General features: G+C 68.3%; 25 protein-coding genes and 1 pseudogene. 18 read left to right on the top strand and 8 right to left on the bottom strand.

Annotation, left to right across the window (positions count from 1 at the left end; translation table 11 throughout):
• Nucleotides 1-71: 71 nt before the first annotated feature.
• Entirely contained in the window at nucleotides 72-914 is an 843-nt protein-coding gene (locus tag CJ014_RS12540) for a class I SAM-dependent methyltransferase (protein ID WP_100080816.1), read from the bottom strand.
• Between the two features lie 105 nt (nucleotides 915-1019).
• Nucleotides 1020-1847: a diaminopimelate epimerase gene (gene dapF / locus CJ014_RS12535; RefSeq protein WP_245427305.1), complete on the bottom strand. Its 828-nt coding sequence runs from the start codon at nucleotides 1845-1847 to the stop codon at nucleotides 1020-1022.
• A 388-nt stretch (nucleotides 1848-2235) separates the two neighbouring features.
• On the opposite strand from dapF, the gene ffh reads away from it, so the two are divergent.
• The 7 genes and pseudogenes from ffh to CJ014_RS12500 all read left to right on the top strand — a co-directional run bounded on the left by ffh (nucleotide 2236) and on the right by CJ014_RS12500 (nucleotide 7282).
• Nucleotides 2236-3801: a signal recognition particle protein gene (gene ffh, locus CJ014_RS12530; RefSeq protein ID WP_100080814.1), complete on the top strand. Its 1566-nt coding sequence runs from the start codon at nucleotides 2236-2238 to the stop codon at nucleotides 3799-3801.
• Nucleotides 3798-4091 carry a chorismate mutase gene (locus CJ014_RS12525; protein ID WP_207765737.1) on the top strand — a complete coding sequence of 98 codons (294 nt, stop codon included), beginning with the start codon at nucleotides 3798-3800 and terminating at the stop codon, nucleotides 4089-4091. The genes ffh and CJ014_RS12525 overlap by 4 nt, the downstream gene beginning before the upstream one ends.
• A 48-nt stretch (nucleotides 4092-4139) precedes the next feature.
• Nucleotides 4140-4499 carry a 30S ribosomal protein S16 gene (gene rpsP / locus CJ014_RS12520; protein WP_100080813.1) on the top strand — a complete coding sequence of 120 codons (360 nt, stop codon included), beginning with the start codon at nucleotides 4140-4142 and terminating at the stop codon, nucleotides 4497-4499.
• A 74-nt stretch (nucleotides 4500-4573) separates the two neighbouring features.
• On the top strand, nucleotides 4574-5119 hold the full coding sequence (gene rimM / locus CJ014_RS12515; protein ID WP_100080812.1) for a ribosome maturation factor RimM: 546 nt from the start codon (nucleotides 4574-4576) through the stop codon (nucleotides 5117-5119).
• A complete protein-coding gene (gene trmD, locus CJ014_RS12510; RefSeq protein WP_100080811.1) occupies nucleotides 5116-5826 on the top strand; it encodes a tRNA (guanosine(37)-N1)-methyltransferase TrmD in 711 nt (236 codons plus the stop codon). Before rimM ends, trmD begins: the two co-directional genes overlap by 4 nt.
• Before the next feature lie 156 nt (nucleotides 5827-5982).
• A pseudogene (gene rplS, locus CJ014_RS12505) lies at nucleotides 5983-6378 on the top strand (50S ribosomal protein L19); the annotation flags it as partial.
• A gap of 91 nt (nucleotides 6379-6469) precedes the next feature.
• Nucleotides 6470-7282 (top strand): exodeoxyribonuclease III, encoded by an 813-nt coding sequence (locus CJ014_RS12500; RefSeq protein WP_100080809.1) that lies wholly within the window; start codon nucleotides 6470-6472, stop codon nucleotides 7280-7282.
• Between the two features lie 12 nt (nucleotides 7283-7294).
• Here the strand turns inward: CJ014_RS12500 and CJ014_RS12495 are convergent, their stop codons facing one another.
• Entirely contained in the window at nucleotides 7295-7756 is a 462-nt protein-coding gene (locus tag CJ014_RS12495; RefSeq protein WP_100080935.1) for a Crp/Fnr family transcriptional regulator, read from the bottom strand.
• A 154-nt stretch (nucleotides 7757-7910) separates the two neighbouring features.
• Nucleotides 7911-8594 carry a response regulator transcription factor gene (locus tag CJ014_RS12490; protein ID WP_100080808.1) on the bottom strand — a complete coding sequence of 228 codons (684 nt, stop codon included), beginning with the start codon at nucleotides 8592-8594 and terminating at the stop codon, nucleotides 7911-7913.
• Nucleotides 8595-8769: 175 nt separating this feature from the next.
• On the opposite strand from CJ014_RS12490, the gene CJ014_RS12485 reads away from it, so the two are divergent.
• Nucleotides 8770-9321: a L,D-transpeptidase family protein gene (locus CJ014_RS12485; RefSeq protein ID WP_207765736.1), complete on the top strand. Its 552-nt coding sequence runs from the start codon at nucleotides 8770-8772 to the stop codon at nucleotides 9319-9321.
• Between the two features lie 11 nt (nucleotides 9322-9332).
• On the opposite strand, the gene CJ014_RS12480 is transcribed toward CJ014_RS12485, so the two are convergent.
• Nucleotides 9333-10562: an FAD-dependent monooxygenase gene (locus CJ014_RS12480; protein ID WP_100080807.1), complete on the bottom strand. Its 1230-nt coding sequence runs from the start codon at nucleotides 10560-10562 to the stop codon at nucleotides 9333-9335.
• Nucleotides 10563-10966: 404 nt separating this feature from the next.
• On the opposite strand from CJ014_RS12480, the gene CJ014_RS12475 reads away from it, so the two are divergent.
• From CJ014_RS12475 to holA, 10 genes are all read left to right on the top strand, one after another.
• Nucleotides 10967-11305, top strand: a complete 339-nt coding sequence (locus CJ014_RS12475) for a P-II family nitrogen regulator (protein ID WP_026791442.1) — start codon at nucleotides 10967-10969, stop codon at nucleotides 11303-11305.
• 106 nt (nucleotides 11306-11411) lie between these two features.
• Nucleotides 11412-12758: an ammonium transporter gene (locus tag CJ014_RS12470; protein WP_100080806.1), complete on the top strand. Its 1347-nt coding sequence runs from the start codon at nucleotides 11412-11414 to the stop codon at nucleotides 12756-12758.
• Between the two features lie 248 nt (nucleotides 12759-13006).
• Nucleotides 13007-13345, top strand: coding sequence for a P-II family nitrogen regulator (locus CJ014_RS12465; RefSeq protein WP_100080805.1), 339 nt, complete (start codon nucleotides 13007-13009; stop codon nucleotides 13343-13345).
• Between the two features lie 127 nt (nucleotides 13346-13472).
• Nucleotides 13473-14669 (top strand): aminotransferase class I/II-fold pyridoxal phosphate-dependent enzyme, encoded by a 1197-nt coding sequence (locus tag CJ014_RS12460; RefSeq protein WP_100080804.1) that lies wholly within the window; start codon nucleotides 13473-13475, stop codon nucleotides 14667-14669.
• An 8-nt stretch (nucleotides 14670-14677) separates the two neighbouring features.
• Entirely contained in the window at nucleotides 14678-17509 is a 2832-nt protein-coding gene (locus tag CJ014_RS12455; RefSeq protein WP_425351912.1) for a DNA translocase FtsK, read from the top strand.
• An 81-nt stretch (nucleotides 17510-17590) separates the two neighbouring features.
• On the top strand, nucleotides 17591-18100 hold the full coding sequence (locus CJ014_RS12450; protein ID WP_100080932.1) for a 2-thiouracil desulfurase family protein: 510 nt from the start codon (nucleotides 17591-17593) through the stop codon (nucleotides 18098-18100).
• 57 nt (nucleotides 18101-18157) lie between these two features.
• Nucleotides 18158-19000, top strand: coding sequence for an NmrA family NAD(P)-binding protein (locus tag CJ014_RS12445; protein ID WP_100080803.1), 843 nt, complete (start codon nucleotides 18158-18160; stop codon nucleotides 18998-19000).
• Between the two features lie 182 nt (nucleotides 19001-19182).
• Nucleotides 19183-21801 (top strand): leucine--tRNA ligase, encoded by a 2619-nt coding sequence (leuS, locus tag CJ014_RS12440; RefSeq protein WP_100080802.1) that lies wholly within the window; start codon nucleotides 19183-19185, stop codon nucleotides 21799-21801.
• Entirely contained in the window at nucleotides 21788-22321 is a 534-nt protein-coding gene (locus tag CJ014_RS12435) for an LPS assembly lipoprotein LptE (protein ID WP_100080801.1), read from the top strand. Before leuS ends, CJ014_RS12435 begins: the two co-directional genes overlap by 14 nt.
• 4 nt (nucleotides 22322-22325) lie before the next feature.
• Complete coding sequence (holA, locus tag CJ014_RS12430) at nucleotides 22326-23372, top strand: DNA polymerase III subunit delta (protein ID WP_100080800.1); 1047 nt, start codon at nucleotides 22326-22328, stop codon at nucleotides 23370-23372.
• A gap of 4 nt (nucleotides 23373-23376) precedes the next feature.
• Here the strand turns inward: holA and CJ014_RS12425 are convergent, their stop codons facing one another.
• Genes CJ014_RS12425 through CJ014_RS12415 form a run of 3 tightly spaced genes read right to left on the bottom strand, consistent with a single transcriptional unit; the run spans nucleotide 23377 to nucleotide 25581 of the window.
• Nucleotides 23377-23949, bottom strand: a complete 573-nt coding sequence (locus CJ014_RS12425) for an RNA pyrophosphohydrolase (RefSeq protein ID WP_245427290.1) — start codon at nucleotides 23947-23949, stop codon at nucleotides 23377-23379.
• Nucleotides 23946-24452: an RNA pyrophosphohydrolase gene (locus tag CJ014_RS12420; RefSeq protein WP_100080799.1), complete on the bottom strand. Its 507-nt coding sequence runs from the start codon at nucleotides 24450-24452 to the stop codon at nucleotides 23946-23948. The genes CJ014_RS12425 and CJ014_RS12420 overlap by 4 nt, the downstream gene beginning before the upstream one ends.
• A gap of 7 nt (nucleotides 24453-24459) precedes the next feature.
• Nucleotides 24460-25581: a divergent polysaccharide deacetylase family protein gene (locus CJ014_RS12415; RefSeq protein ID WP_100080798.1), complete on the bottom strand. Its 1122-nt coding sequence runs from the start codon at nucleotides 25579-25581 to the stop codon at nucleotides 24460-24462.
• Nucleotides 25582-25709: the final 128 nt, after the last annotated feature.

Raw genomic sequence — 25709 nt, 5'->3', positions numbered from 1 at the left:
CGATGCTGGTGTTCAGACCGGCTATATGGCGGAAAGGCGCGGAAATTGCCAGAGCGGAAACCGCATGCCGCTCAGGCGGGCCGGCGGGCGCAGAGCACGTGCGGGCCAAACTCGCCGTCGTCAGGGCCACCCTCGTGGAGATAGCGCCGTCGCAGCGCCGTCAGGTCGAGGTCCTCGATGTCCGAGAGCCCGAGCCGCGTGAGCTCGGTGGCGAGCGCCGCCGGCTCGAAGAAGCCGAGCCAAGGCTCGCCGCCCGCTGCCGTTTCCGCCATGGTTGCCTCGGTGACGGCGCGGCCCTCCGGCGACTGGGAGAGGGGCGGCACCGTGTAGTCGAGGACGACGTGCGACTGCGGCAGGCCGGCGATGAAGCGGAGAAGATCGAAGGTTGTCGTCGGCGGCAGGTAGACGGCGACGCCTAGCACCTGAAAGAAGGTCGGCTCGTCGGCCTGCCAGCCGGCGGCGGCGAGCGCCGCTGCAAGGTCGTCGCTGCCGATCTCGGCCGGCACCAGCGTCAGACCGTCCGGCAGGTGCGGCCCGAGGCGCAGCAGGCGTCGCCGCTTGTCGGCCTGGGCCGAGGGGCGGTCGACCTCGAAGACGCGGAGCCCGAGCCGACGGTAGGGATTGCGGAGGCCGAAGGTGTCGAGGCCGGCGCCGAGGATCACCACCTGGCGGCAGCCACGCTCCACCGCCGCGGCCAGCGCGTCCTCGGCATAGCGGCTGCGGGCGGTCATCAGGAAGCGCAGCACGTGGTAGCCGGGCACGACCGGCAAGCTCATCATCAGCGGCGCTGCTTCCGGGCCGAGGATGTCCTCGGCGAAGGGGTCGCGGAAGACGCGGCCGTCGTCGTGCGTCTGGTGCGCCGCCCGGATGGCGGCGGTGACCAGCGCGGTCTGCATGGGAAAGCCGATGCGCACGGCGGTTCCTCCCTCAGGGCGCTTCCGTGCTTCGCGGAAGCGCTCTATCTATTTGTTTTCACGCAATTCCGGACGCAAAACCGGTCCCCTTTTGCTGGAATTGCTCTAGGCGGCCGGCGCGAAGATCGCCCCCGGCAACAGGCCGTCGTGCTCGAATTCGGTGGCGCCGGTCATCAGGATGCGGTTCTCCGCCGTCCAGTCGATGACGAGGTCGCCGCCCGGCAGCGTCACGCGCACCTTGCGGCCGGTGCGGCGGGTGCGGGCGGCCGAGACGGCGGCGGCGCAGGCGGCCGAGCCGCAGGCGCGCGTCAGGCCGGCGCCACGCTCCCACACCTTGAGCGTCAGCGCGTCGGGTGCCGTCACGTGGGCCAGCGAGATGTTGGCGCGCTCGGGAAAGATCGGGTGGTTTTCCAGCATCGGCCCGATGGCCGCGAGGTCGTAGGCCTCGACGTCGTCGACCCAGAAGATGGCGTGCGGATTGCCGATATTGGCGACCGACGGCGAATGCAGGATCGGCGCGTCGATCGGCCCGATCTGCAGTTCGATGGCGCGGGTGTCGGCGAAGGGCTCGGCGAGCGGAATATCGTTCCAGGCAAAGCGCGGCTCGCCCATGTCGACGGTGACGAGGCCAGCGTCGGCCTTCTCGACGCGCAGGAGGCCGGCGCGCGACTCGAGAAAAAAGCGCGACGGCGCGCCGGCGTCGAAAAGGCGCGTGCCGACGCAACGGGTGCCGTTGCCGCAGGCGAAGCTCTCCGAGCCATCGATGTTGAAGATGCGCATGAAGGCGAGGGTGTCCGGCCGACGCGGGGCGTAGAGCACCATCAACTGGTCGAAGGGTTCGCGGGCGCCGATGGCGCGGGCGGCTTCGGCCGTCACCGTCTCCGGTCGGCTGCGCAGATCGAGCACGACGATCTCGTTGCCGATGCCGTTCATCTTGACGTAGGGGATGCTGGAGGACACGACCAAACCTCTTGCGTTGGCTCGGTCTTACATCAAACGACTTGCGGGGAACAGGTGGTTGGTTGGCCGCATGACCGGCGGCGACCGGCACGGCCGGCATTTCGCCGCGGCAACAGATGACTGTGGCTGCGTTTCCCGGGAGTCCTCGAAGGATTTCCCGGTTTTCCTTGACTCGGTGCCGCCTTGCCGCTAATGGCGGTCCATTCTCGTCCTGTTGCGACAGCCGAGCCGCCGACCGGGGCACGATCCCGGAGGTCAACATCCGCCAGCGCGTCGCGCCCGCGGATGCGTGCGGTGCTTGGGTTTCGCGGCGGCCGGGACCATATGAGCGGTCCGACCGACCGTTCGACGGGGACCGCCGATGTTTGAAAGCCTTTCCGATCGCCTTGCCGGCATTTTCGACAAGCTCACCCGCCGCGGTGCGCTGTCGGAGGCCGACGTCGCGGAAGCCATGCGCGAGGTGCGGCGGGCGCTGCTCGAGGCCGACGTGGCGCTCGACGTCGTCAAGTCGTTCACCGACAAGGTGAAGAACCGCGCCGTCGGCGTCGAGGTGGTGAAGTCGGTCACCCCCGGCCAGATGGTGGTCAAGATCGTCCACGATCAGCTCGTGGAAACGCTCGGCTCGGACGCCCAGCCGATCGACCTCGAAGCGCCGGCGCCGGTGGCCATCCTGATGGTCGGCCTGCAGGGCTCGGGCAAGACCACCACGACGGCCAAGATCGCCCGGCGCCTCACCGAGCGGCAGCGCAAGAAGGTGCTGATGGCGTCGCTGGACACCCGGCGTCCGGCGGCCATGGAGCAATTGAAGGTTCTCGGCGAGCAGAACGGCATCGACACGCTGCCGATCGTCGCCGGACAGTCGGCGCAGGAGATCGCGGCGCGGGCGCTGACGGCCGCCCGGCTCGGCGGCTACGACGTGGTGCTGCTCGACACCGCCGGCCGCGTCACCGTCGACGACGCGCTGATGAACGAGGCGGCCGACGTCAAGCGCATCGCCCAACCGCACGAGGTGCTGCTGGTCGCCGACGCGCTGACCGGCCAGGACGCCGTCAACACGGCGCGCGCCTTCGACGGCCAGATCGGCATCACCGGCATCGTCTTGACGCGCGTCGACGGCGATGGCCGCGGCGGCGCGGCGCTGTCCATGCGCGCCGTCACCGGCAAGCCGATCAAGCTGATGGGCGTCGGCGAGAAGGCCGACGCGCTCGAGGACTTCCACCCGCAACGGGTGGCCGACCGCATCCTCGGCATGGGCGACATCGTGGCGCTGGTCGAGAAGGCCGCCGCCAACATCGACGCCGAGAAGGCGGCCCGGATGGCCGCCAAGCTGGGCAAGGGCGAGTTCGACATGAACGATCTCGCCGACCAACTGGGCCAGATGCAGAAGCTCGGTGGCATGAGCGGCATCCTCGGCCTGATGCCCGGCATGGGCAAGATGAAGAACCAGCTCGCCGCCGCCGGCTTCGACGATCGCCTCTTGAAGCGGCAGCTCGCCGTCATCCAGTCGATGAACAAGAAGGAACGGGCCAAGCCCGCCCTGATCGACGCCAAGCGCCGCAAGCGTATCGCCGCCGGTTCCGGCACCGACGTCTCCGACGTCAACAAGGTGCTGAAGATGCACCGGCAGATGGCCGACATGATGAAGGCGATGGGCAAGCAGAAGGGTGGCCTGTTCGGCGGCCTCGGCAAGCTCGGCGCCATGATGGGCGGCGGTGGCCTGCCCGACCCGTCGAAGATGGATCCCGCCCAGCTCGAGAAGATGGCCCGCGACATGGGAATGGGCGGCGGCCTTGGCGGAAAGGGCGGTTTGCCGCCGGGCCTGCCGGGTGCCCTGCCGCCCGGTCTTTCCGGCCTGCCGGGCCTGCCCGGCGGGCGCCTGCCGGGATTGCCGGGTCTTCCCGGCCTGCCGAAGGGGCCGAAGAAATGACGACGCTCGATCCGGTGATGGCCGAGCTCCTGGAACTGCGCGGTTCGATCGACAACATCGACGCCGCATTGGTCCACCTTCTGGCCGAGCGCTTCAAATGCACGCAGAAGGTCGGCCGGCTCAAGGCCGAGCATCGTCTGCCGCCGGCCGATCCGTCGCGGGAGAAGGTGCAGATCGAGCGGCTCCGGGCGCTTGCCGCCGACGCCCGGCTCGATCCCGATTTTGCCGAGAAATTCCTGAACTTCATCATCACGGAAGTGATCAGGCATCACGAGGCGCTTCGCCAGTAGGCGGCGCCTCTCCCCAACCTCAAGACAAACCAAGCTGGAGTAACCCCGATGTCCCTCAAGATCCGTCTCGCCCGCGGCGGCGCCAAGAAGCGCCCGCACTACTCGATCGTCATCGCCGACGCCCGCTCGCCGCGCGACGGCCGCTTCATCGAGAAGATCGGCACCTTCGATCCGATGCTGGCCGACGACGCCGAGAACCGCGTCGTGCTCGATGCCGACCGCGCCAAGTACTGGCTCGACCAGGGCGCCCAGCCGACCGATCGCGTGCTGCGCTTCCTCGACAAGGCCGGTCTCGCCAACCGTCCGGCCCGCAACAACCCGAAGAAGGCCGAGCCGGGCGACAAGGCCAAGGAGCGCGCCACCGAGCGGGCCGAGAAGGCCGCCGCCGTCGAGGCTCCGACCGAGTGATTTCGGCCTGAGTTCATCCCATAAGGGACCGCCCCGCCCCGCGGGGCGGTCCTTTTCGTTGCCGGAGACCTGCCGTGGCCGAGCCGCAGAAGTCCATCCTGATCGCCGAGATCGGCGCCGCTCACGGCGTGCGCGGCGAGGTGCGCGTCAAGGCGCATACCGCCGATCCCATGGCGATCGCCGACTACGGCCCGCTGCATGACGGCCGAGGCGGCCTTTTCCAAGTCAAGTCGTTGCGGCACTTGAAGGACGACATGCTGGTCGTCGCCTTCGAGGGCGTGGCCGACCGCACCGCCGCCGAAAAGCTCAACCGCACGAAGCTCTACGTCGACCGCTCGGCGCTGCCGCCGCCGGACGAGGACGAGTTCTATCATGCCGATCTCCTGGGCCTTGCCGTCGAGACGACGGCCGGCGAGCCGGTCGGCACGGTGGTGGCGGTGGCCGACTTCGGCGCCGGCGATCTCCTCGAGGTACGGCGGCCCGGCGGCGCCTCGGTCTATGTGCCGTTTACCCGCGCCGTCGTGCCGGTCCTCGACTTTGCCGTCGGCAAGGCCACTATCGAGCCGCCGCAAGGTCTGCTCGAAGAGGGCGGCAAGCCAGAGGGGGAGGATGCGCCGTGACCGGCTTTGCCGCCGACGTGCTGACGCTTTATCCGGAGATGTTTCCCGGTCCGCTGGGCGTCAGCCTGGCCGGCCGGGCGCTTGGCGAAGGCGGCTGGTCGCTGAGGACGACGCAGATCCGCGACTTCGCGGAAGGCCGTCACCGCAACGTCGACGACACGCCGGCCGGCGGCGGTCCCGGCATGGTGATGCGGGCCGACGTGCTGGCGCGCGCCGTCGACGCGGTATCGCCGGAAAATGATTCCCGGCCGCGCCTCCTGATGACGCCGCGCGGGGCGCCGCTCAGGCAGGCGCGCGTGCGCGAGCTCGCCGCCGGTCCCGGCGTGGTCATCGTCTGCGGCCGCTTCGAGGGCGTCGACGAGCGGCTGATCGGTCGCCGGCAACTCGAGGAGATATCGATCGGCGACTACGTGCTGTCGGGCGGCGAGGTGGCGGCCGTCGTGCTTCTCGACGCGGTGGTGCGCCTCCTGCCCGGCGTGATGGGCAACGACCTCTCCGGCCTCACCGAAAGCTTCGAGGAAGGCCTCCTCGAGCATGCCCAGTACACCCGTCCGCCGGTGTTCGAGGACGAGGCGATCCCGCCGGTGCTGCTGTCGGGCGACCACGCGAAAGTGGATGCCTGGCGCCGTGCCGACGCCGAAAAGGTGACGCGCGAGCGGCGGCCGGACCTCTGGGCTGCGCGTCGTGACACCGAAGGCCGGAAATGAGCGCTTTCCGGCAAAGAATCTGGGCGGAAGTGGTCGACAAACCTGTCAGCCTCGTGTAGGAACCCCGCCCATAGTTGATTGACGTATCGCCCCTTCGTTCGATGTGACGATGTGCCGGGCGCTCTGGTCGGCTCAGGAAAAAGAAGGAATCCAAAGATGAGCAAGATCATCCAGGAGCTCGAGGCCGAGCAGATGGCCGTCGTCAAGGCCCAGCGCGAGCTGCCCCAGTTCTCTCCCGGCGACACCGTTCGCGTCAACGTGAAGGTCACCGAAGGCAGTCGTACCCGCGTGCAGGCCTACGAAGGCGTCTGCATCGCCCGCAAGGGTGGCGGCCTCAACGAGAGCTTCACCGTTCGCAAGATTTCCTACGGCGAGGGCGTCGAGCGCGTCTTCCCGATCTACTCGCCGATGATCGATTCGCTCGAAGTGGTGCGCCGCGGCAAGGTGCGCCGGGCCAAGCTCTACTACCTGCGCGATCTGCGCGGCAAGGCGGCCCGTATCTTCGAGGCGACCAACGCCCGCGCCCGCAAGCTCAACGACGCCGCCAAGGCCGACAAGTGAGCCCAGCCCAAGGCTGACCGATCGTTCCGGGCCCGCGTGCTTCGCTCGCGGGCCTTTTCACGTCCGGAGATCCCGAAAGCCCATGCGACAGGTCAAGATCGCCACCTGGAATATCAACTCCGTCCGCATGCGCCGGCTCATCGTCGAGCGGCTGCTCAACGAGGCGGCGCCCGACGTGCTGTTCCTGCAGGAGACCAAATGCCAGGACGGCCAGTTCCCGGCCGCCGATTTCCGCAAGCTCGGCTACGAGCATATCGCGGTGAACGGCGGCCGCGGCGGCTATCACGGCGTCGGCATCGTGTCGCGCCTGCCGCTCGGCGACGTCCGCGTTCGCGAGTTCTGCGAAAAGGTCGGCGATCCGCGCCACATCTCGGCGGTGATCGGCGAGGGCAACTCCGCTTTCCGCGTGCATAACTTCTACGTGCCGGCCGGCGGCGACGAGCCGGACGTCGTCATCAATCCGAAGTTCGACCACAAGCTGCGCTTCCTCGACGAGATGAAGGGCTTCCTGCCGACGGCCGGGGACGGCCTGCCCGACGTGGTGGTGGGCGATCTCAACGTCGCGCCGCACGAACATGACGTCTGGTCGCACAAGGCGCTCATGAAGATCGTCAGCCATACGCCGATCGAATGCGAGAAGCTGGAGGCGGTCCGTTCGGCGGTCGGTTACGTCGATATCGCCCGACGGTTCGTGCCGCTCGAGGAAAAGCTCTATTCCTGGTGGAGCTACCGTGCCAAGGACTGGCGGGCGGCCGACAAGGGCCGGCGGCTCGACCATATCTGGGCCCATCCCGACATGGCCGGGCGGGTGAGCGATTTCCGGATCCTGAAGGATGCGCGCGACTGGGACCGTCCGTCCGACCATGCGCCGGTGATGGTCAGCATCGACGTCTGACTCGGGCGCGGATCAGCTTCCGAGCCGGTCGAGGCGGTCGCGCACGGTCATCAGCCGCGAGGTCGTGTCGCGGACGTTGGCCGACAGGCGGCGGTGCAGGCCGGCGGCAATTTCCGGAAACTCGTCGAGCATGCGGCGGAACAGCGGCCGGCGGATCAGGATGGTCTCGACCCGGCCGCGCGCCACGGCGGTCATCGTCCGGTCGCCGTCGACGATCAGGGCGAGCCCGCCGAGAAGAGCGCCGCGCCCCACCACTTCCGAAGCCACCTCGGCGTTTCCCGGCGGAAACAGCGCGACCTCGCCCGAAGCCACCACGTGGGCGCAATCGGCCCGATCGCCGGCCGAATAGAGGCGCTGCCCGTCGCGAAAATCGCGGTTCTCGGCCGAGAAAGCGAGCAGGCGCAGCTTGTCCTCCGTGAAGTCGGAAAGCATGGACACCGTGCCGAGCAGCTTGATATCGGACTCGAGACTCATGATGGCCTGGTGCGGGCGGGGCGAACGGTGGCGGAACCTGCCGATCACGCGGCGCGTGACGCAGATTCCCTACCATGCCGCTCGCGGAAGGTTAACCGCCCAATCTCCGGCCCGCCGGTGCAGGCCGGGTTTTCCACCCCGAAGGGCTGTGGGATCACGGCACCAGCTTGTAGCCGCCGCCCTCGGTTATGAGGAGCTGGGCGTTGGCCGGGTCCTTCTCGATCTTCTGGCGCAGCCGGTAGATGTGCGTCTCGAGCGTGTGGGTGGTGATGCCGGCGTTGTAACCCCAGACCTCGTGCAGCAACACGTCGCGGGTGATCACCTTGTCGCCGGCGCGATAGAGGAACTTCAGGATCGAAGTCTCCTTCTCGGTGAGGCGAATCTTGCCGCCCTTGGAATCGACCAGGAGCTTGGCCGACGGGCGGAAGGTATAGGGGCCGATGGTGAACACCGCCTCTTCCGACTGCTCGTGCTGGCGCAACTGGGCGCGCACGCGGGCCAAGAGGACGGCGAACTTGAACGGCTTGGCGACGTAGTCGTTGGCGCCGGCCTCGAGGCCGAGAATCTGGTCGCTGTCGGTATCGTGGCCGGTCAGCATGATCACCGGCGCGGCGAAGCCACCCTTCCTGAGGATCTTCACGGCTTCGCGGCCATCCATGTCGGGCAGGCCGACATCCATCAGGACGAGGTCGACGTGGCCCGTGCGGGCAACCTGCATGCCCTTGGTGGCGGTTTCCGCCTCGAGCGGCTCGAATTCGTCGAACAGCGACAGCTGTTCGACCAGCGCCTCGCGGAGGTCGGGGTCGTCGTCGACGATCAGAATTTTTCGAGCGGTCATGTCATCCCCGTCAAAGATGATCGCCGCCGGTAGCCTGCCTCTCGTCTTGAGGGTGCATTGCGCCGGCTTGGCGATTCATCCGATCTCTGCCAGATTATCACGGCGGACCGGATACTTCACAAAATTATACCGTCTGTCGGTCCTTCGCGACCGTCTGTCAAGCAAGGCGGAAAATATGCACGGCAAGTTGAAACCGAAGGGCTCGGCGCTCACGCGCCTTCACGTTCGCGTGAGATCGCCGCATGCCACGCTCGGCCGGCTTGTCGCTGGCGGCGTCGACATGGCGGCGGCCATCGGCCGGTCGGGGCTGACGGCGCTGAAACGGGAAGGCGACGGCGCGAGCCCGCGCGGCCGATTGCGGATCGTCGGCGGCTTCTACCGGCCCGATCGCTTCAGGGTGCGGCCGCGCTCCGGCGTTCCGCTTCTGCCGCTCCGGCCGGACGACGGCTGGTGCGACGACGCGACCGACCGCAACTACAACCGGCCGGTCCGCCGCCCGTATCCGAAGAGCCACGAGGCGATGTGGCGCGACGATCATGCCTATGACGTGGTGCTGGTGCTCGATTTCAACCTTCGGCCGCGCATCCGGGGCGGCGGCAGCGCCATCTTCTTTCACCTCGCGCGCGCCGATTTCGGCCCGACGGCCGGTTGCCTGGCATTGAGCCGCGCCGACATGCTGAAGCTCCTGCCGCGGCTTTCGACGCGGACCTCCATCGTCTTCGGCTGACGGGCTGCCTCTCAGATCGGCTCGCCGGCGACGAGGCGGGGCGACGGTCCCGGCGCGCCGGCGGCGGCATCGGCGAAGATGCGCTTGACCGGCGGCAGCCGGTCGACCAGGCCGAGCCCGAAGTCACGGACCAGCCGCAGCGGCACGAAGTCGTTGGAGAACAACCGGTTCAGTCCGTCGGTCATCGCCGCCATGCGCAGCGTGTCGAAACCGCGCCAGCGCTGGTATTCGTCGAGCACGTCGGCGGTGCCCGGATCGCGGCCGGCGCGCAGGGCGATGGCCACCACTTCGGCCAGCGCCGCCGCATCCTTGAAGCCGAGGTTGAGGCCCTGGCCGGCGATCGGATGGATGGCATGCGCCGCATCGCCGATCAGCGCCAGCCGTTCGGCCGTGAAGCGACGGGCCAGCGTCAGGCCGAGCGGGAAGGCTTGCCGCCGGCCAATGACGCGTAGCTCGCCGAGGCGGTGGCCGATGCGGCGCAAAAGTTCCGCGTCGAACAGGAAGGGGGCGCCGGCAACGAGGCGATCGGCGATGTCGGTCCGCTCGCTCCAGACCAGCGACGAGCGGTAGCCGCCCTTAAGCGGCAGCACGGCAAACGGGCCGGCCGGCAGGAAGTGTTCCTCGGCGCGTCCCTCGTGCGGCCGGTCATGCTCGATGGTGGCGACGATGCCCGACTGGCCATAGCTCCAGGAATTGACGCCGATGCCGGCCTCCGTGCGCAGACGTGAGCGGGCACCGTCGGCGGCTACCACCAGCGAGGCGACGAGCGTCCTGCCGGACGCCAGGGTCACGCGGCGGCCGCCCGGCACCGGCTCGGTGACCAGGACGCTGTCGGGCGACAGGAAGCGGACGCCGGCCGCCTCGGCGGCGGCGCCGAGCGCGGCGACCAGCGGGCCGTTCAGCAGCATGTGGGCGAGGGGATCGCCCTCCTCCTGCCGCTCGAAAGTGAGGAAGACCGGCCGGATCAGATCATCGAGGCGGGAATCGGTGACGATCATCTCGCGTACCGGTTCGGCCTCGTCGGCGAGCTTGTCCCAGACGCCGAGGGCGGCAAGCATGCGGCGGCCGGCCGCCGCCACGGCAAAGGCGCGCAGATCGCCCGATGCGTCGCGCCAGGGGCGGGGATCGACGAGCGCCACGCGGGCGCCCGGAACCGAGGCGGCGATCGCCAGCGCGGCGGAAAGGCCGACGTAACCGCCGCCGGCGACCAGCACGTCCACTCTGTCGACTGTCTCGCTCATCTCGTCTTCCCTTCCCTTTGGCCGTGGACGACGGAACCAGCATAGTGGGATTGCGGATGGTGGCCAAGGACCGGTGGCGGCTTTCTGAGCGGGTCCGAGAAACGGCGGTCGCCAAGGCGCCCCATACGGGCAATTACTGCCCACCAAATAGGCAGTCATGAGCCTAACTTGTGATTTCAAGATGGGCACATTCGAGTTTTTGCCGGGGAAATGGTCATGCAGCCCTGTCGATCCGCCGGCAAAATCGGCGAAAACAAGGCATTTGGTTAAGAGAAAGCAGAATCTGCCGCATCCGCGGTCGGCTTGGCACAAAGATTGATTCTATCGGGGGCATCGAGTTCCGCGACGGGGCGCATCGCGGGGGTGCGCGTTCGGTCCGGGGACCAATCGATGGAAGGAACCCCATGAAAATCGTCATGGCCATTATCAAGCCCTTCAAGCTGGACGAGGTGCGCGACGCGCTCAATGCTCTCGGCGTGCACGGGCTCACGGTGACGGAAGTCAAGGGTTATGGCCGCCAGAAGGGCCATACCGAAATCTACCGCGGCGCCGAGTATGCCGTCAGCTTCCTGCCCAAGCTGAAGGTCGAGGTGGCGGTCGCCACCGACCAGGTCGACAAGGTCGTCGAAGCCATTTCGTCGGCCGCCAAGACCGGCCAGATCGGCGACGGCAAGATCTTCGTTACCTCCATCGAACACGCCGTCCGCATCCGCACCGGCGAGACCGACGGCGAGGCGCTCTGACCCATCCGGGAAGCCCGGCCGGGCTTCCGAAGGCACGCCGCCCGTGTCGCTGCCGCGAAAGGCAAACACCGAGCGGACAGTCGACAACCGATCCAAGAGGATTTCGATGAAGTATCTCAAGCCACTTCTCGCGGCTGCGCCGGTGCTGGCGCTTTCGGCCGCCGCGGCTTTCGCCCAGGACGCGGTCGCGCCGGTCGCCGAGGCCGCCGCCCCGGTTGCCACCGCCGATCCCGGGCATACCGCCTGGATGCTGGTCTCCACCGTCCTGGTCGTCATGATGACGGTGCCGGCGCTGGCGCTGTTCTACGGCGGTCTCGTCCGCTCCAAGAACGTGCTGTCGATCCTGATGCAGTGCCTTATCGGCTTTGCCGTGATGGCCATCCTGTGGATCATCTACGGCTACTCGATCGCCTTCTCCATGCCGGAGACGGCAACCGCCCTGTCGCCGTTCATCGGCAACTTCGACAAGGCCATGCTGGCCGGCATCACGCCCGATTCGGTTTCCGGCTCGATTCCCGAGATCGTCTTCGTGGGCTTCCAGATGACCTTCGCCTGCATCACGCCGGCGCTGATCATCGGCGCCTCGGCCGAGCGCGTTAAGTTCTCGGCGGTGATCTTCTTCCTGGTCCTGTGGTTCACCTTCGCCTATCTGCCGATGGCCCACATGGTCTGGGGCGGCGAAGGCTCCTACATCGGCTCCAACTGGGGTGCTCTCGACTTCGCCGGCGGCACCGTGGTGCACATCAACGCCGGTATCGCCGGTCTGGTCATCGCCATCATCGGCGGCAAGCGTATCGGTCTCGGCCGCGACAACTTCGCCCCGCATAACCTGGTGCTGACCTACATCGGCGCCATGATGCTGTGGGTCGGCTGGTTCGGCTTCAACGCCGGATCCGAGCTTGCCGCCGACGGCGTCGCCGGCTACGCCCTGGTCAACACCATCGTCGCCACCGCCGCTGCCGCCATCGCCTGGCCGTTCGCCGAATGGCTGACCCGCGGTCACGCCTCGCTGCTGGGCGGTGCCTCGGGCGTGGTCGCCGGTCTCGTCGCCATTACCCCGGCTTGCGGCACCGCCGGCCCGTTCGGCGCGGTGATCATCGGTCTCGCCGCCGGCGCGATCTGCTTCTGGGCCTCGACCTGGGTCAAGTCCAAGTTCGGCTATGACGACGCGCTCGACGTGTTCGGCGTGCACGGCGTCGGCGGCATCGTCGGCGCCATCCTGACCGGCGTGTTCGCCAATCCGGCGCTCGGCGGCATCTATGCCGACTATCCCGGTTTCGGCACCCAGGTCACGGCGCAGATCGTGTCGGTGATCATCTGCATCCTGGTGTCGGGCATCGTGTCGGTGATCGCTCTCACCATCGTCAAGGCGATCATCGGCCTGCGCGTCACCGAGACGGCCGAGCGCGAAGGCCTCGACGTCACCACCCACGGCGAGCGCGCCTACAACTGAGCCGGACCACGGTTCTCGCGCGATATGCGGCGGGCGGATTCCAGACGGAGTCCGCCCGTCGGCTTTTGTTTGGGCCGTTTTTGTGGAATCATCCTTTGGGCGCAATCGCCGCGGAAGTGCGCGGGCAGGATGGCTTTCGCCCTATTTCCCTCTTGGCGCATGCGCCCGTCACGTTATGGTCGTCATATCGACCGCAGGCGAACCGCCGCCGCGTGCAATCTCGAGACAGACCGGAAAAGAGGTGCCCCATGAAGATCGTGACGGCCATCATCAAGCCCTTCAAGCTCGACGAAGTTCGAGACGCGCTGACCTCGCTCGGCGTCCATGGCCTGACGGTCACGGAAGTCAAGGGTTACGGCCGCCAGAAAGGCCATACCGAAATCTATCGCGGCGCCGAGTACGCCGTCAGCTTCCTGCCCAAGCTGAAGGTCGAGGTGGCGGTGCCCGCCATCGAGGCGGAAAAGGTGGTCGAAACCATCGCCGCGGCGGCCAAGACCGGCCAGATCGGCGACGGCAAGATTTTCGTCTATGCCATCGAGCACGCCCTGCGCATCCGCACCGGCGAGCAGGACGAGGAAGCGCTCTGAGGCAAGGACTGGCGGCAGGGTTAAAGCGCGTTTAACCATGGATGCCTAGAGTGGACGGCAGAACGAGAAGGTCCGGCCGCTTCCTGGGCGGCGGACCGAATCACCCGTTGCCCGAGCTCTGGTGTTCATGTCGTCCCGCGTGCCGCTTCCTCTTTCTCCTTTCCAGCGTCTCGGCCGGCTGATCGCCGGCATCGAACCGGGCCGCCCGCCGATCGACGTGTCGGTGGGCGAGCCGCGCCATCCGGTGCCGGGTTTCGTCGGCCCGGTGCTTGCCGCCGCGCTGGCCGATTTCGTTCGCTACCCGCCGATCAAGGGCACGCCGGCCTTCCGCGCCGCCGTCGCCGACTGGGCGGAGAAGCGATTCGCGCTTGCCGATGGCGCGATCGACCGCGACGACGGCGTATTGCCGCTCAACGGTTCGCGCGAGGGTCTGTTCCACGCGACGCTCACCGCCGTGCGGCTTGCCGGGGACGCCAAGGGGCCGCGTCCGGCCATTCTGCTGCCCAACCCCTTTTATGCGGTCTATGCCGCCGCTGCCGAGGCGGCCGGCGCCGAGCCGGTGCTGGTCGCCGCCGGTCGCGAGGATGGTTTCCTGCCGCGCTTCGAAAGGCTGCCGGCCGATCTCCTTGCCCGTACCGTCGCCGCCTTTCATGCCAGCCCGGCCAACCCGCAAGGGGCGGTGGCCGATCTTGCAAGGCTCGAGGATCTCGTCCGGCTGGCCCGCCATTACGGCTTTCTCCTGTTCTCCGACGAGTGCTACTCGGAAATCTGGCGGGGCTGGGCGCCGGACGGCGTGCTCTCCGCCGCGCTCGGTATCGGCGGCGATTTCACCGGCGTCGTCGCCTTCAATTCGCTATCCAAGCGCTCCAATCTGGCGGGCGCCCGTTGCGGCTTCGCGATCGGCGATCCCGGCTTCCTGAAGGCCTGGGCGGCCCTGCGCAACGTCACGGCGCCGCAGGTGCCGATGCCGATCCAGGCGGTGGCCGTCGCCGCGCTCGCCGACGAGGCGCATGTCGTCGAAAACCGGCGTCTCTACGATCTGAAATATGCCGTCGCCCGGGAGATTCTCGGCGATCGCTTCCCGGACCTCGTGCCGCCCGGCGGCTTCTTCCTGTGGCTCGACGTCGGCCGCTGGGGCGGCGGCGAGGGCGTGACGGCCCGGCTCTGGAAGGAGACGGGCGTCAAGGTGGTGCCCGGCGGCTATCTGTCGGCAACCGACGCCAAGGGCGTCAATCCGGGCGACGATTTCATTCGGATCGCCATGGTCGAAAGCCTCGAGACAAGTCGCGAGGCGTTGAGCCGTCTCTCGGAGGTTCTGTCATGAGAGCAGAAATGAGGACCAGTCCCCGCCTTCGCGAGACCGGCGGCCGGCTCGACGGGCCGTATGAGCCGCGCCCGGCCAATGCCCGCCGTGCCGCCAATCTCAAGGATCTCGACCAGCGGATGCGGCGCGCGGCGCCGAGTCGCGAGGATCGTCTCAGGCAGGCGATGCTGCGCAATATCGCCGGCGCCTCCGGCCTGCTGCTGATCGCCGGCGTCGCGGCGCTGTCGGCGGCGCTCGCCACCTGGTCGGTGGACGATCCGAGCTGGAGCCATATCGCCGACGGGCCGACCCGCAACGTCATGGGGTCGATCGGCGCGGTAACCGCCGACCTGATCATGCAGCTCATCGGCCTCAACGCCGCGCTGTTCCTGGCGCCGGTGGTGATCTGGGGCTGGCAGCTCACTATCGGCCGCATCCCGCACGTGGCCCGTAACAGGCTGATCGGCTGGCTGATCGGCACGCTGATCGGCGCCGCCTTCATGGGCGCGCTGCCGCCGACCACCGGCTGGCCGCTGCCGACCGGCCTCGGCGGCGCCATCGGCGACCTCGTGCTGCAATTGCCGGCCGCCTTCAACAACGGCGTGCTGACGGACACGCTGCGCCTTGTCGTGCTGATCGTGACCGGGCCCCTGGCGCTGGCCGCCATGCTCTATGCCTCGGGCGTGCCCGGCCATCGCATCGGCACCAAGGCGCCGGTCGTCGTCGACGACGATGACGACGACGAGGACGAGGAAGGACGCGAGGGCCGGCTTGGCGCGCTCATCGGTGTCGCCGGCCACTGGTGGCTGACGCTGCGCGCCGGCCTGTCCCGCCGCCTGTTCCGTCGTCCGGCCTTCGCCTATCCCGGCGAGGAATACGACGACGAGGAGGACGATTACGAGCCGCCGGTGACCCGTCGCGCCGAGCCGACGCTCGCCGCACGCCCGCGCGCCGTCGCACAGCCTGCCGCCGACGACGAGGACGACTACGAACCGCCGGTGGCCGAACGGCGCGGCGGCCGGGTGGAGCCGTCTTTCGCGCCGGTGGAACGGCCGCGTGCCGCCGCGCCCGAGCCGGCTCCGGAGGATGACGAGGAGGACGATCCGCCGCCGTTCGCCATGGACGACCGTCTGTCCGACTATGACGAGACCGAGATGATCGCGCCGCCGCAGCCGGTCGCCGTGGCGCCGGTGCCGCGCACCTATGAGGCGCGCCCGGCGCCGCTGCGCGGCCCCGCCTCGCGCATCGGCAAGCCCGCCGCCCAGCCGGAGAAGCCGGCGGCCCGCGTCAAGGCGCCGGCGCCGCCGATGCAGCCCGGCAAGCGGGCCAAGGGCGGCACGCAGCTGTCGCTGCTCGATGAAGGCCGCTTCGAGTTTCCGGCCATCGAGCTGCTCGCCGAACCCAAGGGCGGCAACGGCGTCCAGTACACGCCCGACAGTCTCGAGCAGAATGCCGGCCTGCTCGAGGGCGTGCTCGAGGATTTCGGCATCAAGGGCGAGATCTTCAACGTTCGCCCCGGTCCGGTGGTGACGCTCTACGAACTGGAGCCGGCGCCGGGCATCAAGTCGTCCCGCGTCATCGGCCTCGCCGACGACATCGCCCGCTCGATGAGCGCCGTCGCCGCCCGCGTCGCCGTCATCCCCGGCAAGAACGCCATCGGCATCGAGCTGCCCAACCAGCGGCGCGAGATGGTCTATCTGCGCGAGCTGATCGCCAGCCAGGATTTCGAGAAGTTCAAGGGCCGGCTGGCGCTTTCGCTCGGCAAGACCATCGGCGGCGAGCCGGTGATCATCGACCTTGCCCGCACGCCGCACATGCTGGTGGCCGGCACCACCGGTTCGGGCAAGTCGGTATCGATCAACACCATGATCCTCAGCCTTCTCTATCGGATGACGCCCGAGGAATGCCGGCTGATCATGATCGACCCGAAGATGCTGGAGCTGTCGGTCTACGACGGCATTCCGCATCTCTTGACGCCGGTGGTCACCGATCCGCGCAAGGCGGTGGTGGCGCTCAAGTGGACGGTCCGCGAGATGGAGGACCGCTACAAGAAGATGTCCAAGGTCGGCGTGCGCAACATCGAGGGCTTCAACGCCCGCGTGGCGCAGGCGATCGAGCGCGGCGAGAGCATCAACCGCACCGTCCAGACCGGCTTCGACAAGGAGACCGGCGAGCCGATCTTCGAGACCGAGGAGATGGAGCTCAAGCCGCTGCCGTTCATCGTCGTCATCATCGATGAGATGGCCGATCTGATGATGGTGGCCGGCAAGGAGATCGAGGGCGCGGTGCAGCGGCTCGCCCAGATGGCCCGCGCCGCCGGCATCCACGTGATCATGGCGACGCAGCGGCCGTCGGTGGACGTCATCACCGGCACCATCAAGGCCAACTTCCCGACGCGCATCTCCTTCCAGGTGACGTCGAAGATCGACAGCCGCACCATCCTTGGCGAGCAGGGCGCCGAACAACTGCTCGGCCAGGGCGACATGCTCTACATGCAGGGCGGCGGCCGCATCCAGCGCGTCCACGGTCCGTTCGTCTCCGACGGCGAGGTGGAGGCGATCGTCGCCCACCTCAAGACGCAGGGCGCGCCCGACTACCTCGACGACATCACCGCCGACGACGAGGAAGAAAGCGGCGGTGGCGAGGGGGCGCCGCTCGACGAAAACGCCGACCTCTACGATCAGGCGGTGGCGCTGGTGCTGCGCGACAAGCGCGCCACCACCAGCTACATCCAGCGTCGGCTCGGCATCGGCTACAATCGCGCCGCCTCGCTCATCGAGCGGATGGAAAAGGAAGGGCTGGTCGGCCCGCCCAACCACGCCGGCAAGCGCGAAATCCTGATGCGCACCGACGAAGATTGACGGCGGCCTCTCGGAACGAGACAAAAGGGGCGTCTTCCGTACTCAGGAAGACGCCCTTTTCGCATGCCGCCGGTGGTGCCGATGGACCGCATCCTGATCTCCGCCTGCCTGATCGGCCGGCCGGTTCGCTACGACGGCGCCGGCAAGCTGCTGGCCGACCCGCGCGTCGACCGCTGGCAGACCGAAGGCCGGCTGGTGCCGCTCTGTCCCGAGCTCCTGGGCGGCCTGCCGGTACCGCGGCCGCCGGCGGAGATCGTCGGCGGTTCCGGCGCCGACGTGCTGGCGGGACGGGCGCGCGTGATGACCGCCACCGGCGAAGACGTGACCGCCGCCTTCGTCGCCGGCGCCGAAGCGGCGCTCGATCTTGCCCGGAGGGGCGGTTGCGCTTACGCGCTGCTCATCGATCGCAGCCCGTCCTGCGGCAGTCTCGATATCTACGACGGCAGCTTCTCCGGGCGGCGGATCGGCGGTGCCGGCGTTACCGCGGTGCTTCTTGCCGCGCATGGTCTTTCCGTTTTCGCCGATCGCGAGATCGACCGTCTGGCGGAGGCGGTCGAGATCGGTCGGCGGCGGGAACCCGATGCGGGGTGAGGCGTTGTTTCTTCCGCCGGCCGTCCGGCCGGATCTGACTTTCTGACGGAGCCCCTCATGGCAGACAGCATCCTCGTTCTCGGCGCCACCGGCACTATCGGTCAGCTGGTCGTTTCCGAACTGGTGGCGAAAGGCGAAACCGTGAAGGCAGCCGCCCTGGACGGGCAGACGCATCCGGATGCCGAGGTCCTGCGCTTCGATTTCCGCGATCCGACCAGCATCGCGCCGCTGTTCGAGGGAGTCGACCGTGTCTTTGTCCTGATGCCGTCGGCGCCGCTCGACGTCATCGCCGCCTTGATGCCGGTGATGCGGCATGTGGTCGACCGCAAGATCAAGGCGGTGCTGCTGTCCACCATCGCCGCCGACGTTTCCGACGACAATCCCTATCGCCGTCTCGAACTGGTCCTCGAGAATTCCGGCCTGCCCTTCGTTATCCTCAGGGCCAACTGGTTCGCCGACAATTTCCGCACCGTCTGGAAGGACGACGTCCGGAAGGGCGAGCTGGCGCTGCCGACCGACGAGGGACTGATCAGCTTCGTCGACGGCCGCGACGTGGCGGCCGCGGCGGCGGCGGCGCTGACCGGCTCCGACTTCGACGGCCAGACGCTGGTGCTCACCGGCCCCGCCGCCATTCCCTTGTCGCGCGCCGCCGAGGTGATGAGCCACGTCACCGGCCGGCCGATCGCCTTCCGGCCGATCGCCGCCGCCGATTACGAGGCGCGCCTCGCCGCCGAAGGCGTGCCGGAACAGTTGATCGCCGAGCGCGTCGCCGAGTTCGACACCATCCGCGACGGCAAGGCGTCGATCGTCAGCCCGGCCGTCGAGAAGATGACCGGCCGGCCGCCCCGTTTCTTCGAGACCTTCGTCAAGGATCACGCCACCGACTTCGTCGGCGCCTGATTTCGTTGTTCGATTCCATCGATCCTGCCGCGGCCGGACGGAAAACGCCGGCCGCGGTGCTCCAGAGCATTGACCCTAGGGACCGTTTCTGATGATGGTCATGCCGTGAGTTTTTCGCGTGGCCGCATGCCTTTGGCGCTGCCGGCCCGCGACAGGCGTGGATCAGGACAGAAGACGAGACGATGGCGACCGAGCGATATAATGCGCGCGAAGCGGAAACGCGCTGGCAGAGGGCCTGGACCGAGGCCAGGGTGTTCGAGACGAAGAACGACGATCCGCGTCCCAAGTATTACGTGCTCGAGATGTTCCCCTATCCGTCCGGCCGCATCCACATGGGGCACGTGCGCAATTACACCATGGGCGACGTGGTGGCCCGCTATAAGCGCGTCAAGGGCTTCAACGTGCTGCATCCCATGGGCTGGGACGCGTTCGGCATGCCGGCCGAGAATGCAGCGATGAAGGGCCACGTCCATCCCAAGACGTGGACCTACGAGAACATCGCCACCATGCGCGGCCAGCTGAAGAGCATGGGTCTGTCGCTCGACTGGAGCCGCGAGTTCGCCACCTGCGACGAGGACTACTACACGCAGCAGCAGAAGCTGTTCCTCGATTTCATGAAGGCCGGCCTCGTCGACCGCAAGAAGTCCAAGGTCAACTGGGACCCGGTCGACATGACCGTGCTCGCCAACGAGCAGGTGATCGACGGGAGGGGCTGGCGCTCAGGCGCGCTGGTCGAGCAGCGCGAGCTGACGCAGTGGTTCCTGAAGATCTCCGACTATTCCGACGAGCTGCTCTCCGCCCTCGATACGCTCGACCGCTGGCCGGAAAAGGTCCGGACCATGCAGAAGAACTGGATCGGCCGGTCGGAGGGCCTGAGGGTTCGGTTCGAGATCGACGGACCGGCGGTGGCCGGCGAGCCGACCATCGAGGTGTTCACCACCCGTCCGGACACGCTGTTCGGCATGAGCTTCTTGGCATTGTCCGCCGATCATCCGGTGGCGAAGGCGCTCTCCGAAGGGGATCCGGCGGTCGCCGCCTTCTGCGACGAGTGCCGGCGCATCGGCACCTCGGCGGCGGCGCTGGAGACGGCCGAGAAGAAGGGCCTTGCGACCGGCCTTTCGGTGAAGCACCCGTTCAACGGCAGGAGCTATCCGGTCTACATCGCCAATTTCGTGCTCTTGGACTACGGCACCGGCGCCATCTTCGGCTGCCCGGCGCACGATCAGCGCGACCTGGATTTCGCCCGCAAATACCATCTCACCGTCACGCCGGTGGTGCTGCCCGAAGGCGCCGATCCCGCCGCCTTCGTGGTGGGCGATATCGCCTATACCGAGGACGGCAAGCTGTTCAACTCCGATTTCCTCGACGGCATGGACGTCGAGGCGGCCAAGGACCTCGTGGCGAGCAAGCTCGAGGCGACGACGCTTCACGGCGCGCCGGCGGCCAGGCGGCAGGTGAACTACCGCCTGCGCGACTGGGGCATCTCGCGCCAGCGCTACTGGGGCTGCCCGATCCCGGTCATCCATTGCGAGACCTGCGGTGTGGTGCCGGTGCCGGCCAAGGACCTGCCGGTCCGCCTGCCCGAGGACGTCGAGTTCGACCGCCCCGGCAATCCGCTCGACCGGCATCCAACCTTCACCAGGTGCGTCTGTCCCGAGTGCGGCAAGCCGGCGCGGCGCGAAACCGACACCATGGACACCTTCGTCGATTCGTCCTGGTACTACAGCCGCTTCACCGAGCCGCGCGCCCAGACGCCGACCGTGCCTGAGGTGGTCAATGCCTGGCTGCCGGTCGACCAGTATATCGGCGGCATCGAGCACGCCATCCTGCACCTGCTCTATTCGCGCTTCTTCACCCGCGCCATGAAGAAATGCGGCCACGTCGGCTTCGACGAACCGTTCCGCGGCCTGTTCACGCAGGGCATGGTGGTGCACGAGACCTACCAGTCGGACAGCGGCGAATGGCTGTCGCCGGCCGATGTCGAGATCGTCGAGGAGACCGGCGCCCGCAAGGCGCGGCTGCTCTCCTCGGGTGCACCGGTCAAGATCGGCCCGATCGAGAAGATGTCGAAGTCGAAGAAGAACACCGTCGACCCCACCGACATCATCGACAGCTTCGGCGCCGATACCGCCCGCTGGTTCATGCTGTCCGACAGCCCGCCGGAGCGCGACGTCGAGTGGACCGAGGCCGGCGCCCAGGGGACTTCCCGCTTCCTGCAGCGCGTCTGGCGCATCGTGTCGGAGGCCTCCGAGCTGGTGCCGACCGCCGACCGGGCCGAAGGCGGCGACAAGCTGGCGCTCTCCCTGCGCAAGGCGGCGCACAAGGCGCTCCTCGCCGTCGAGGAGAATATCGAGGGCCTGCGCTTCAACGTGGCGCTGGCCAAGATCTACGAGCTGGTCAACGTACTGGCCGGGGCGCTCGCCGGCGACAAGGCGCTGCTGGCCGCCGACGGCGTCGCCGCGGCGGCGCTGACCGAGGCGACGGGCCTGCTCGTCCGCATGATGGCGCCGATGACGCCGCATCTCGCCGAGGAAAGCTGGGCGGCGCTCGGCCATGACGGTCTGGTGGCGCTCGCCGATTGGCCGGTGGTCGACCGGGCCCTGCTCGTCGAGGACGAGGTGACGCTGCCGGTGCAGGTCAACGGCAAGAAACGCGCCGACGTTACCGTGGCGCGGACGGCCTCCGCCTCCGAAGTGGAGGCCGAGGTGCTGAAGCTCGAAGCCGTGATCAAGGCGCTCGACGGCAAGAGCCCGAAGAAGGTCATCGTCGTCGCCCAGAGGATCGTCAATGTGGTCGTCTGATCTCCTTCGCCGCGGCGTTCTGCTGCTGGCGGTCGCCGGTCTTCTCGCTGCCTGCCAGGTGCGGCCCGTCTATGCGCCGGTCGGTTCGCCGGCGGCGGGCGGCAAGCCGGCGATGGTCACGGAGCTCGCCTCGATCGCCGTCGAGGCGCAGACCGACCGCGTGGCGCAGACGTTGATGAACGAGCTGATCTTCCAGTTGCGCGGCGGCAGTGCGCTGGTGACGCCGAAATATCGGCTGCACCTCATCCTGACGACGCGCGTCTCGGATCTCGCCATCCGGGCCAGCGAAGACATCGCGGTGGCCAAGCTGGTGTCGCTCACCACGACCTACACGCTGACCGAGATCGCCACCGGCCGGGTGGTCACCTCGGACAACGTCTACACCACCACTTCCTTCGACGTGACCTCGCAGCGCTATGCCAACGTCCGCTCGCAACAGGATGCCGAGGATCGGGCGGCCCGGGCGGCGGCGGCCGACATTCGCTTGCGCCTGTCTTCGGCGCTGATCGGCAAGGGCTGAGGCGATGGTGGCGGCGCGCGCCCAGGAGGCCGATCGCCTCGTCGCGCGGCCGCCGCAGGATGTCGCCTTCTATCTGGTCTACGGGCCGGATACCGGCCTGGTGTCCGAACGGGCGAAAACGATCGCCGCGGCCTTCTCCGACCCCGGCGATCCCTTTGCCTTGGTCCGCATCGAGGCGTCCGAGCTGACGGCCAACCCGACCCGGCTCGCCGACGAAGCCTATGCGGTGTCGATGTTCTCGAGCCGGCGGGCGATCCTCCTGCGTGACGGTGGCGGCCGCGCCGATCTCGCCGGTCGCTTCCGGGCGCTGTTCAAGCAGCCGCCGCCCGACACGGCGATCGTCGTCGAGGCGGGCGATCTCAAGAAATCCAATCCGCTGAGGGTGCTGTTCGAGCAGGAGAGCCGGGCCTATGCCATTCCCTGCTTTGCCGACGACGAGCGGTCGATCGGCGCGCTGATCGACGAGGAGGCGAGGGCGGCCGGGCTTTCCATCGCGCCGGAGGCGCGGGCCCTCTTGGTGTCGCTTCTGGGCGGCGACCGGCTGATGACGCGCGGCGAAATCCAGAAGCTCTGTCTGCACGCCCATGGAACCGGAGCCATTACCCTCGCCGATGTCGAGGCGCTGATCGGCGACAGTTCCACCTTCGCCGTCGATGAGGTGATCGACGCCGCCGCCGGCGGCGCCCTGACCGGGCTGGTCGAAGGACTGGCCAAGGCGCGGGCCGAGGGGGTCGACGCCGGCCAGATCGCCGGTGCGGCGCTGCGGCATTTCATGCTGCTCGACGAGTTGCGCGCCGCCGTCGATGCCGGCGTTTCCCCGGCCGATGCGGTCAATGGCGCCCGGCCGCCGGTGTTCTTCAAGCGCAAGGGCAGGGTGGAGGCGGCGCTTGGCCTGTGGCCGCCGGCGCGGCTCGCCAGGGCGATCGTCGTGCTCGGCGAGGCGGCGCGCGATGCCCGCCTCAATCCGGCGCTTTCCGCCGACATCGTCGGCGAGACGCTGTTGACGCTCGCCCGCGCCGCCGATCAGGCGGCCGGCCGGCGCCGGCGGTGACGGCTCAAGCCGGGCCGATATCCCCGAAGGCAGTCACCACGCGTCTGTACTGCTGCCGTCGATGCAGCGGAGCCACGCTGGGCAGTTCGGCCAGCGGCCGCCAGCGCCATTCGAGGAATTCCGGCGGCTCGTCGGTATGGGCGGCGGCCAGCGTGATCTCGTCCTCGCTGCCGGTGAAGCGGAAGGCGACCCAGCGCTGGCGCTGGCCGCGGAAGGGATGGAGCTTGTGAATTTTGGCGCCGCGGACGGGAAAGTCGTAGCTCCACCAGTCGTCGGTCACGGCGACCAGCTCGGCGCTCCTAACGCCGGTCTCCTCCCAGAGCTCGCGGCGGGCCGCCGCGACGATGTCCTCGCCGGGGTCGATACCGCCTTGCGGCAGCGCCCAGTCGGCGCCGGCGGAGAAAATTTCCGGATCCGGCCAGCCGAAGGGATTGGCGTAGGCTCTGCCGGCGAACACCAGTCCTTGCGCGTTGAACAGGCAGATGCCGACGTTCGGCCTGTAGGGAAGGTCGGGCAAGAGCGGTTCGCGCTCGGCCGGGTTCGGCGGCACGAGGGCGGCGGGAATGCGGCCGGTCACGCGGGCACCGCCAGATCGGCGAAGGCGGCGGCGACCTTCTCGTAGATCGGCCGCTTGAAGGCGACGACGAGGCTTGGCACCTCGGACAGCGGCTTCCAGGCCCAGCGGGAGAATTCGGCCGGATGGGCGCCGCCGCCCGGTCGCGCGATGTCGATCTCGCCGTCGTCGCCGAGAAAGCGGAAGGCGAACCACTTCTGCGTCTGGCCGCGCCACTTTCGCTGGAAGCGGCCGGTGGCGAGCTCGTCGGGAACGTCGTAGCGATACCACTCCGGCGCCTCACCCAAAAGTTCGACCGAGCGCACCGAAGTTTCCTCCCAGAGCTCGCGGCGGGCGGCGTCGAGCGGCGCTTCGTCGCCGTCGATGCCCCCCTGGGGCATTTGCCAGGGGGTGGCCTCCGGCGCGCCTTCGAGGTCGGCGCGGTGGCCGACGAAGACGAGGCCGGCGCGGTTGATCAGCACGGCCCCGGCGCAGGGGCGGTAGGGAAGATCGGCTCGGGAGGTCATGGCAGTCTCAATTCTGCTGGGGAACGGCGGTGATCGGCACCAGCGTGATGCCGCGGCCGTCGAGGCCGCTCGTCCAGCCGGCAAGCGCCTTCAGCGTCGCCGGCCGGGCGCTGGCGACGCCGACGGCGAGGCCGCGCGTGCGGGCGATCTGCTCGAGCTGGGCGAGGCGGCCGGTAATCTCGTTCGGCGTCGGTATGGCGTCGATGACGAGGTCGGCCCGGGCGAAGGCCGTCTTGAACTTGCCGGCCGACTGCTCGGCAACGCTGCGCGGCGAGCTGCCGTCGTCGAGATAGAGAAGCCCGCGCAGGGCGATCTCCTGCATCACCGGGTCGAGGGCGGCCGCCTCGGAGGTGAAGCGGGCGCCCATGTAGTTGACGATGCCGACATAGGTGGTGAGGCGCCCCATCACCCGGTGCAGATTCTCGACGTTCTGGCGCGCGTCCTTGCCGACCAGTAGCGTGTTTTCGCCGGGGTCGTTGTCGGGATAGTCGAAGGGCTCGAGCGGCACCTGCAGCAGGAGCTCGTGGCCGTCCTGCCGTGCCTTGGCGGTCCAGCGGTCGAGGCTGGCGCCATAGGGCGCGAAGCCGAGCGTGACCTCGGGCGGCAGCTTGGCGAGCGCCTCCTGCGTCCCGGTCTGGCTGAGGCCGAGATCGCCGACCACGATGGCGATTTTCGGCGAAGCGCCGACGAAGCCGGGGACCGGGCGAGCGTAGACGTCCAGAGGCCTGCGGCCGTCGGCGGCGACGCGCGGCAGCGGACCGAAAGGCGACGTCTCGATGAGCGCGGTGTCGGCCTCGACCGGCAACGCCACCGCCACCTCGGCGCCGGTGGGGCCTTCCACCGGCACGCCGGCCTCGGGCTTGCTGTCGGACGGCGGCGGCAACAGTTCGCCGGTGCCCGATTTCACGCCCACCGTGGCGATGTCGACGCGGGCGTATCCGGTGTCGGAGGTCTCGATCCTGGCGCGCGCATAAGGCTCGCCGCCGAGCGGGTCGCTCACCACCATCAGCCAGACGGCGAGACCGGCGAAAAGGCTCGCCGTGATGACGGCGGCGATGGCGCCGACCGGCACGCGAAACTTCCGGCCACCGGAGCCGCCGAAGCCGAGGGGATTGGTCAGGTCGTTCATGGCGCGTGAAATCCGGCTACTGGCGGCCGCCCTGATTCGGTCTTCCCGAGCTTAGTTCAATCCGCGGCGGCGCGGTATGCCGCTGAAACGCGACGGGCCGGAGATGAACTCCGGCCCGGCATCCTTTC

Source organism: Pleomorphomonas carboxyditropha (assembly GCF_002770725.1).
Classification (GTDB): domain Bacteria; phylum Pseudomonadota; class Alphaproteobacteria; order Rhizobiales; family Pleomorphomonadaceae; genus Pleomorphomonas; species Pleomorphomonas carboxyditropha.
Note: the sequence above shows the minus strand (reverse complement) of the source record. Positions and strands in the feature narration are given on the sequence as shown.

What these genes read in the sequence shown, in the direction of transcription:
- dapF (WP_245427305.1), bottom strand. Translation starts at nt 1,847, where the DNA reads ATGAACGGCATCGGCAACGAGATCGTCGTGCTCGATCTGCGCAGCCGA.
- ffh (WP_100080814.1), top strand. Translation starts at nt 2,236, where the DNA reads ATGTTTGAAAGCCTTTCCGATCGCCTTGCCGGCATTTTCGACAAGCTC.
- CJ014_RS12525 (WP_207765737.1), top strand. Translation starts at nt 3,798, where the DNA reads ATGACGACGCTCGATCCGGTGATGGCCGAGCTCCTGGAACTGCGCGGT.
- rpsP (WP_100080813.1), top strand. Translation starts at nt 4,140, where the DNA reads ATGTCCCTCAAGATCCGTCTCGCCCGCGGCGGCGCCAAGAAGCGCCCG.
- CJ014_RS12500 (WP_100080809.1), top strand. Translation starts at nt 6,470, where the DNA reads ATGCGACAGGTCAAGATCGCCACCTGGAATATCAACTCCGTCCGCATG.
- CJ014_RS12495 (WP_100080935.1), bottom strand. Translation starts at nt 7,756, where the DNA reads ATGAGTCTCGAGTCCGATATCAAGCTGCTCGGCACGGTGTCCATGCTT.
- CJ014_RS12490 (WP_100080808.1), bottom strand. Translation starts at nt 8,594, where the DNA reads ATGACCGCTCGAAAAATTCTGATCGTCGACGACGACCCCGACCTCCGC.
- CJ014_RS12485 (WP_207765736.1), top strand. Translation starts at nt 8,770, where the DNA reads ATGCACGGCAAGTTGAAACCGAAGGGCTCGGCGCTCACGCGCCTTCAC.
- CJ014_RS12480 (WP_100080807.1), bottom strand. Translation starts at nt 10,562, where the DNA reads ATGAGCGAGACAGTCGACAGAGTGGACGTGCTGGTCGCCGGCGGCGGT.
- CJ014_RS12475 (WP_026791442.1), top strand. Translation starts at nt 10,967, where the DNA reads ATGAAAATCGTCATGGCCATTATCAAGCCCTTCAAGCTGGACGAGGTG.
- CJ014_RS12470 (WP_100080806.1), top strand. Translation starts at nt 11,412, where the DNA reads ATGAAGTATCTCAAGCCACTTCTCGCGGCTGCGCCGGTGCTGGCGCTT.
- CJ014_RS12465 (WP_100080805.1), top strand. Translation starts at nt 13,007, where the DNA reads ATGAAGATCGTGACGGCCATCATCAAGCCCTTCAAGCTCGACGAAGTT.
- CJ014_RS12460 (WP_100080804.1), top strand. Translation starts at nt 13,473, where the DNA reads ATGTCGTCCCGCGTGCCGCTTCCTCTTTCTCCTTTCCAGCGTCTCGGC.
- CJ014_RS12455 (WP_425351912.1), top strand. Translation starts at nt 14,678, where the DNA reads ATGAGGACCAGTCCCCGCCTTCGCGAGACCGGCGGCCGGCTCGACGGG.
- CJ014_RS12450 (WP_100080932.1), top strand. Translation starts at nt 17,591, where the DNA reads ATGGACCGCATCCTGATCTCCGCCTGCCTGATCGGCCGGCCGGTTCGC.
- CJ014_RS12445 (WP_100080803.1), top strand. Translation starts at nt 18,158, where the DNA reads ATGGCAGACAGCATCCTCGTTCTCGGCGCCACCGGCACTATCGGTCAG.
- leuS (WP_100080802.1), top strand. Translation starts at nt 19,183, where the DNA reads ATGGCGACCGAGCGATATAATGCGCGCGAAGCGGAAACGCGCTGGCAG.
- CJ014_RS12435 (WP_100080801.1), top strand. Translation starts at nt 21,788, where the DNA reads ATGTGGTCGTCTGATCTCCTTCGCCGCGGCGTTCTGCTGCTGGCGGTC.
- holA (WP_100080800.1), top strand. Translation starts at nt 22,326, where the DNA reads ATGGTGGCGGCGCGCGCCCAGGAGGCCGATCGCCTCGTCGCGCGGCCG.
- CJ014_RS12420 (WP_100080799.1), bottom strand. Translation starts at nt 24,452, where the DNA reads ATGACCTCCCGAGCCGATCTTCCCTACCGCCCCTGCGCCGGGGCCGTG.
- CJ014_RS12415 (WP_100080798.1), bottom strand. Translation starts at nt 25,581, where the DNA reads ATGAACGACCTGACCAATCCCCTCGGCTTCGGCGGCTCCGGTGGCCGG.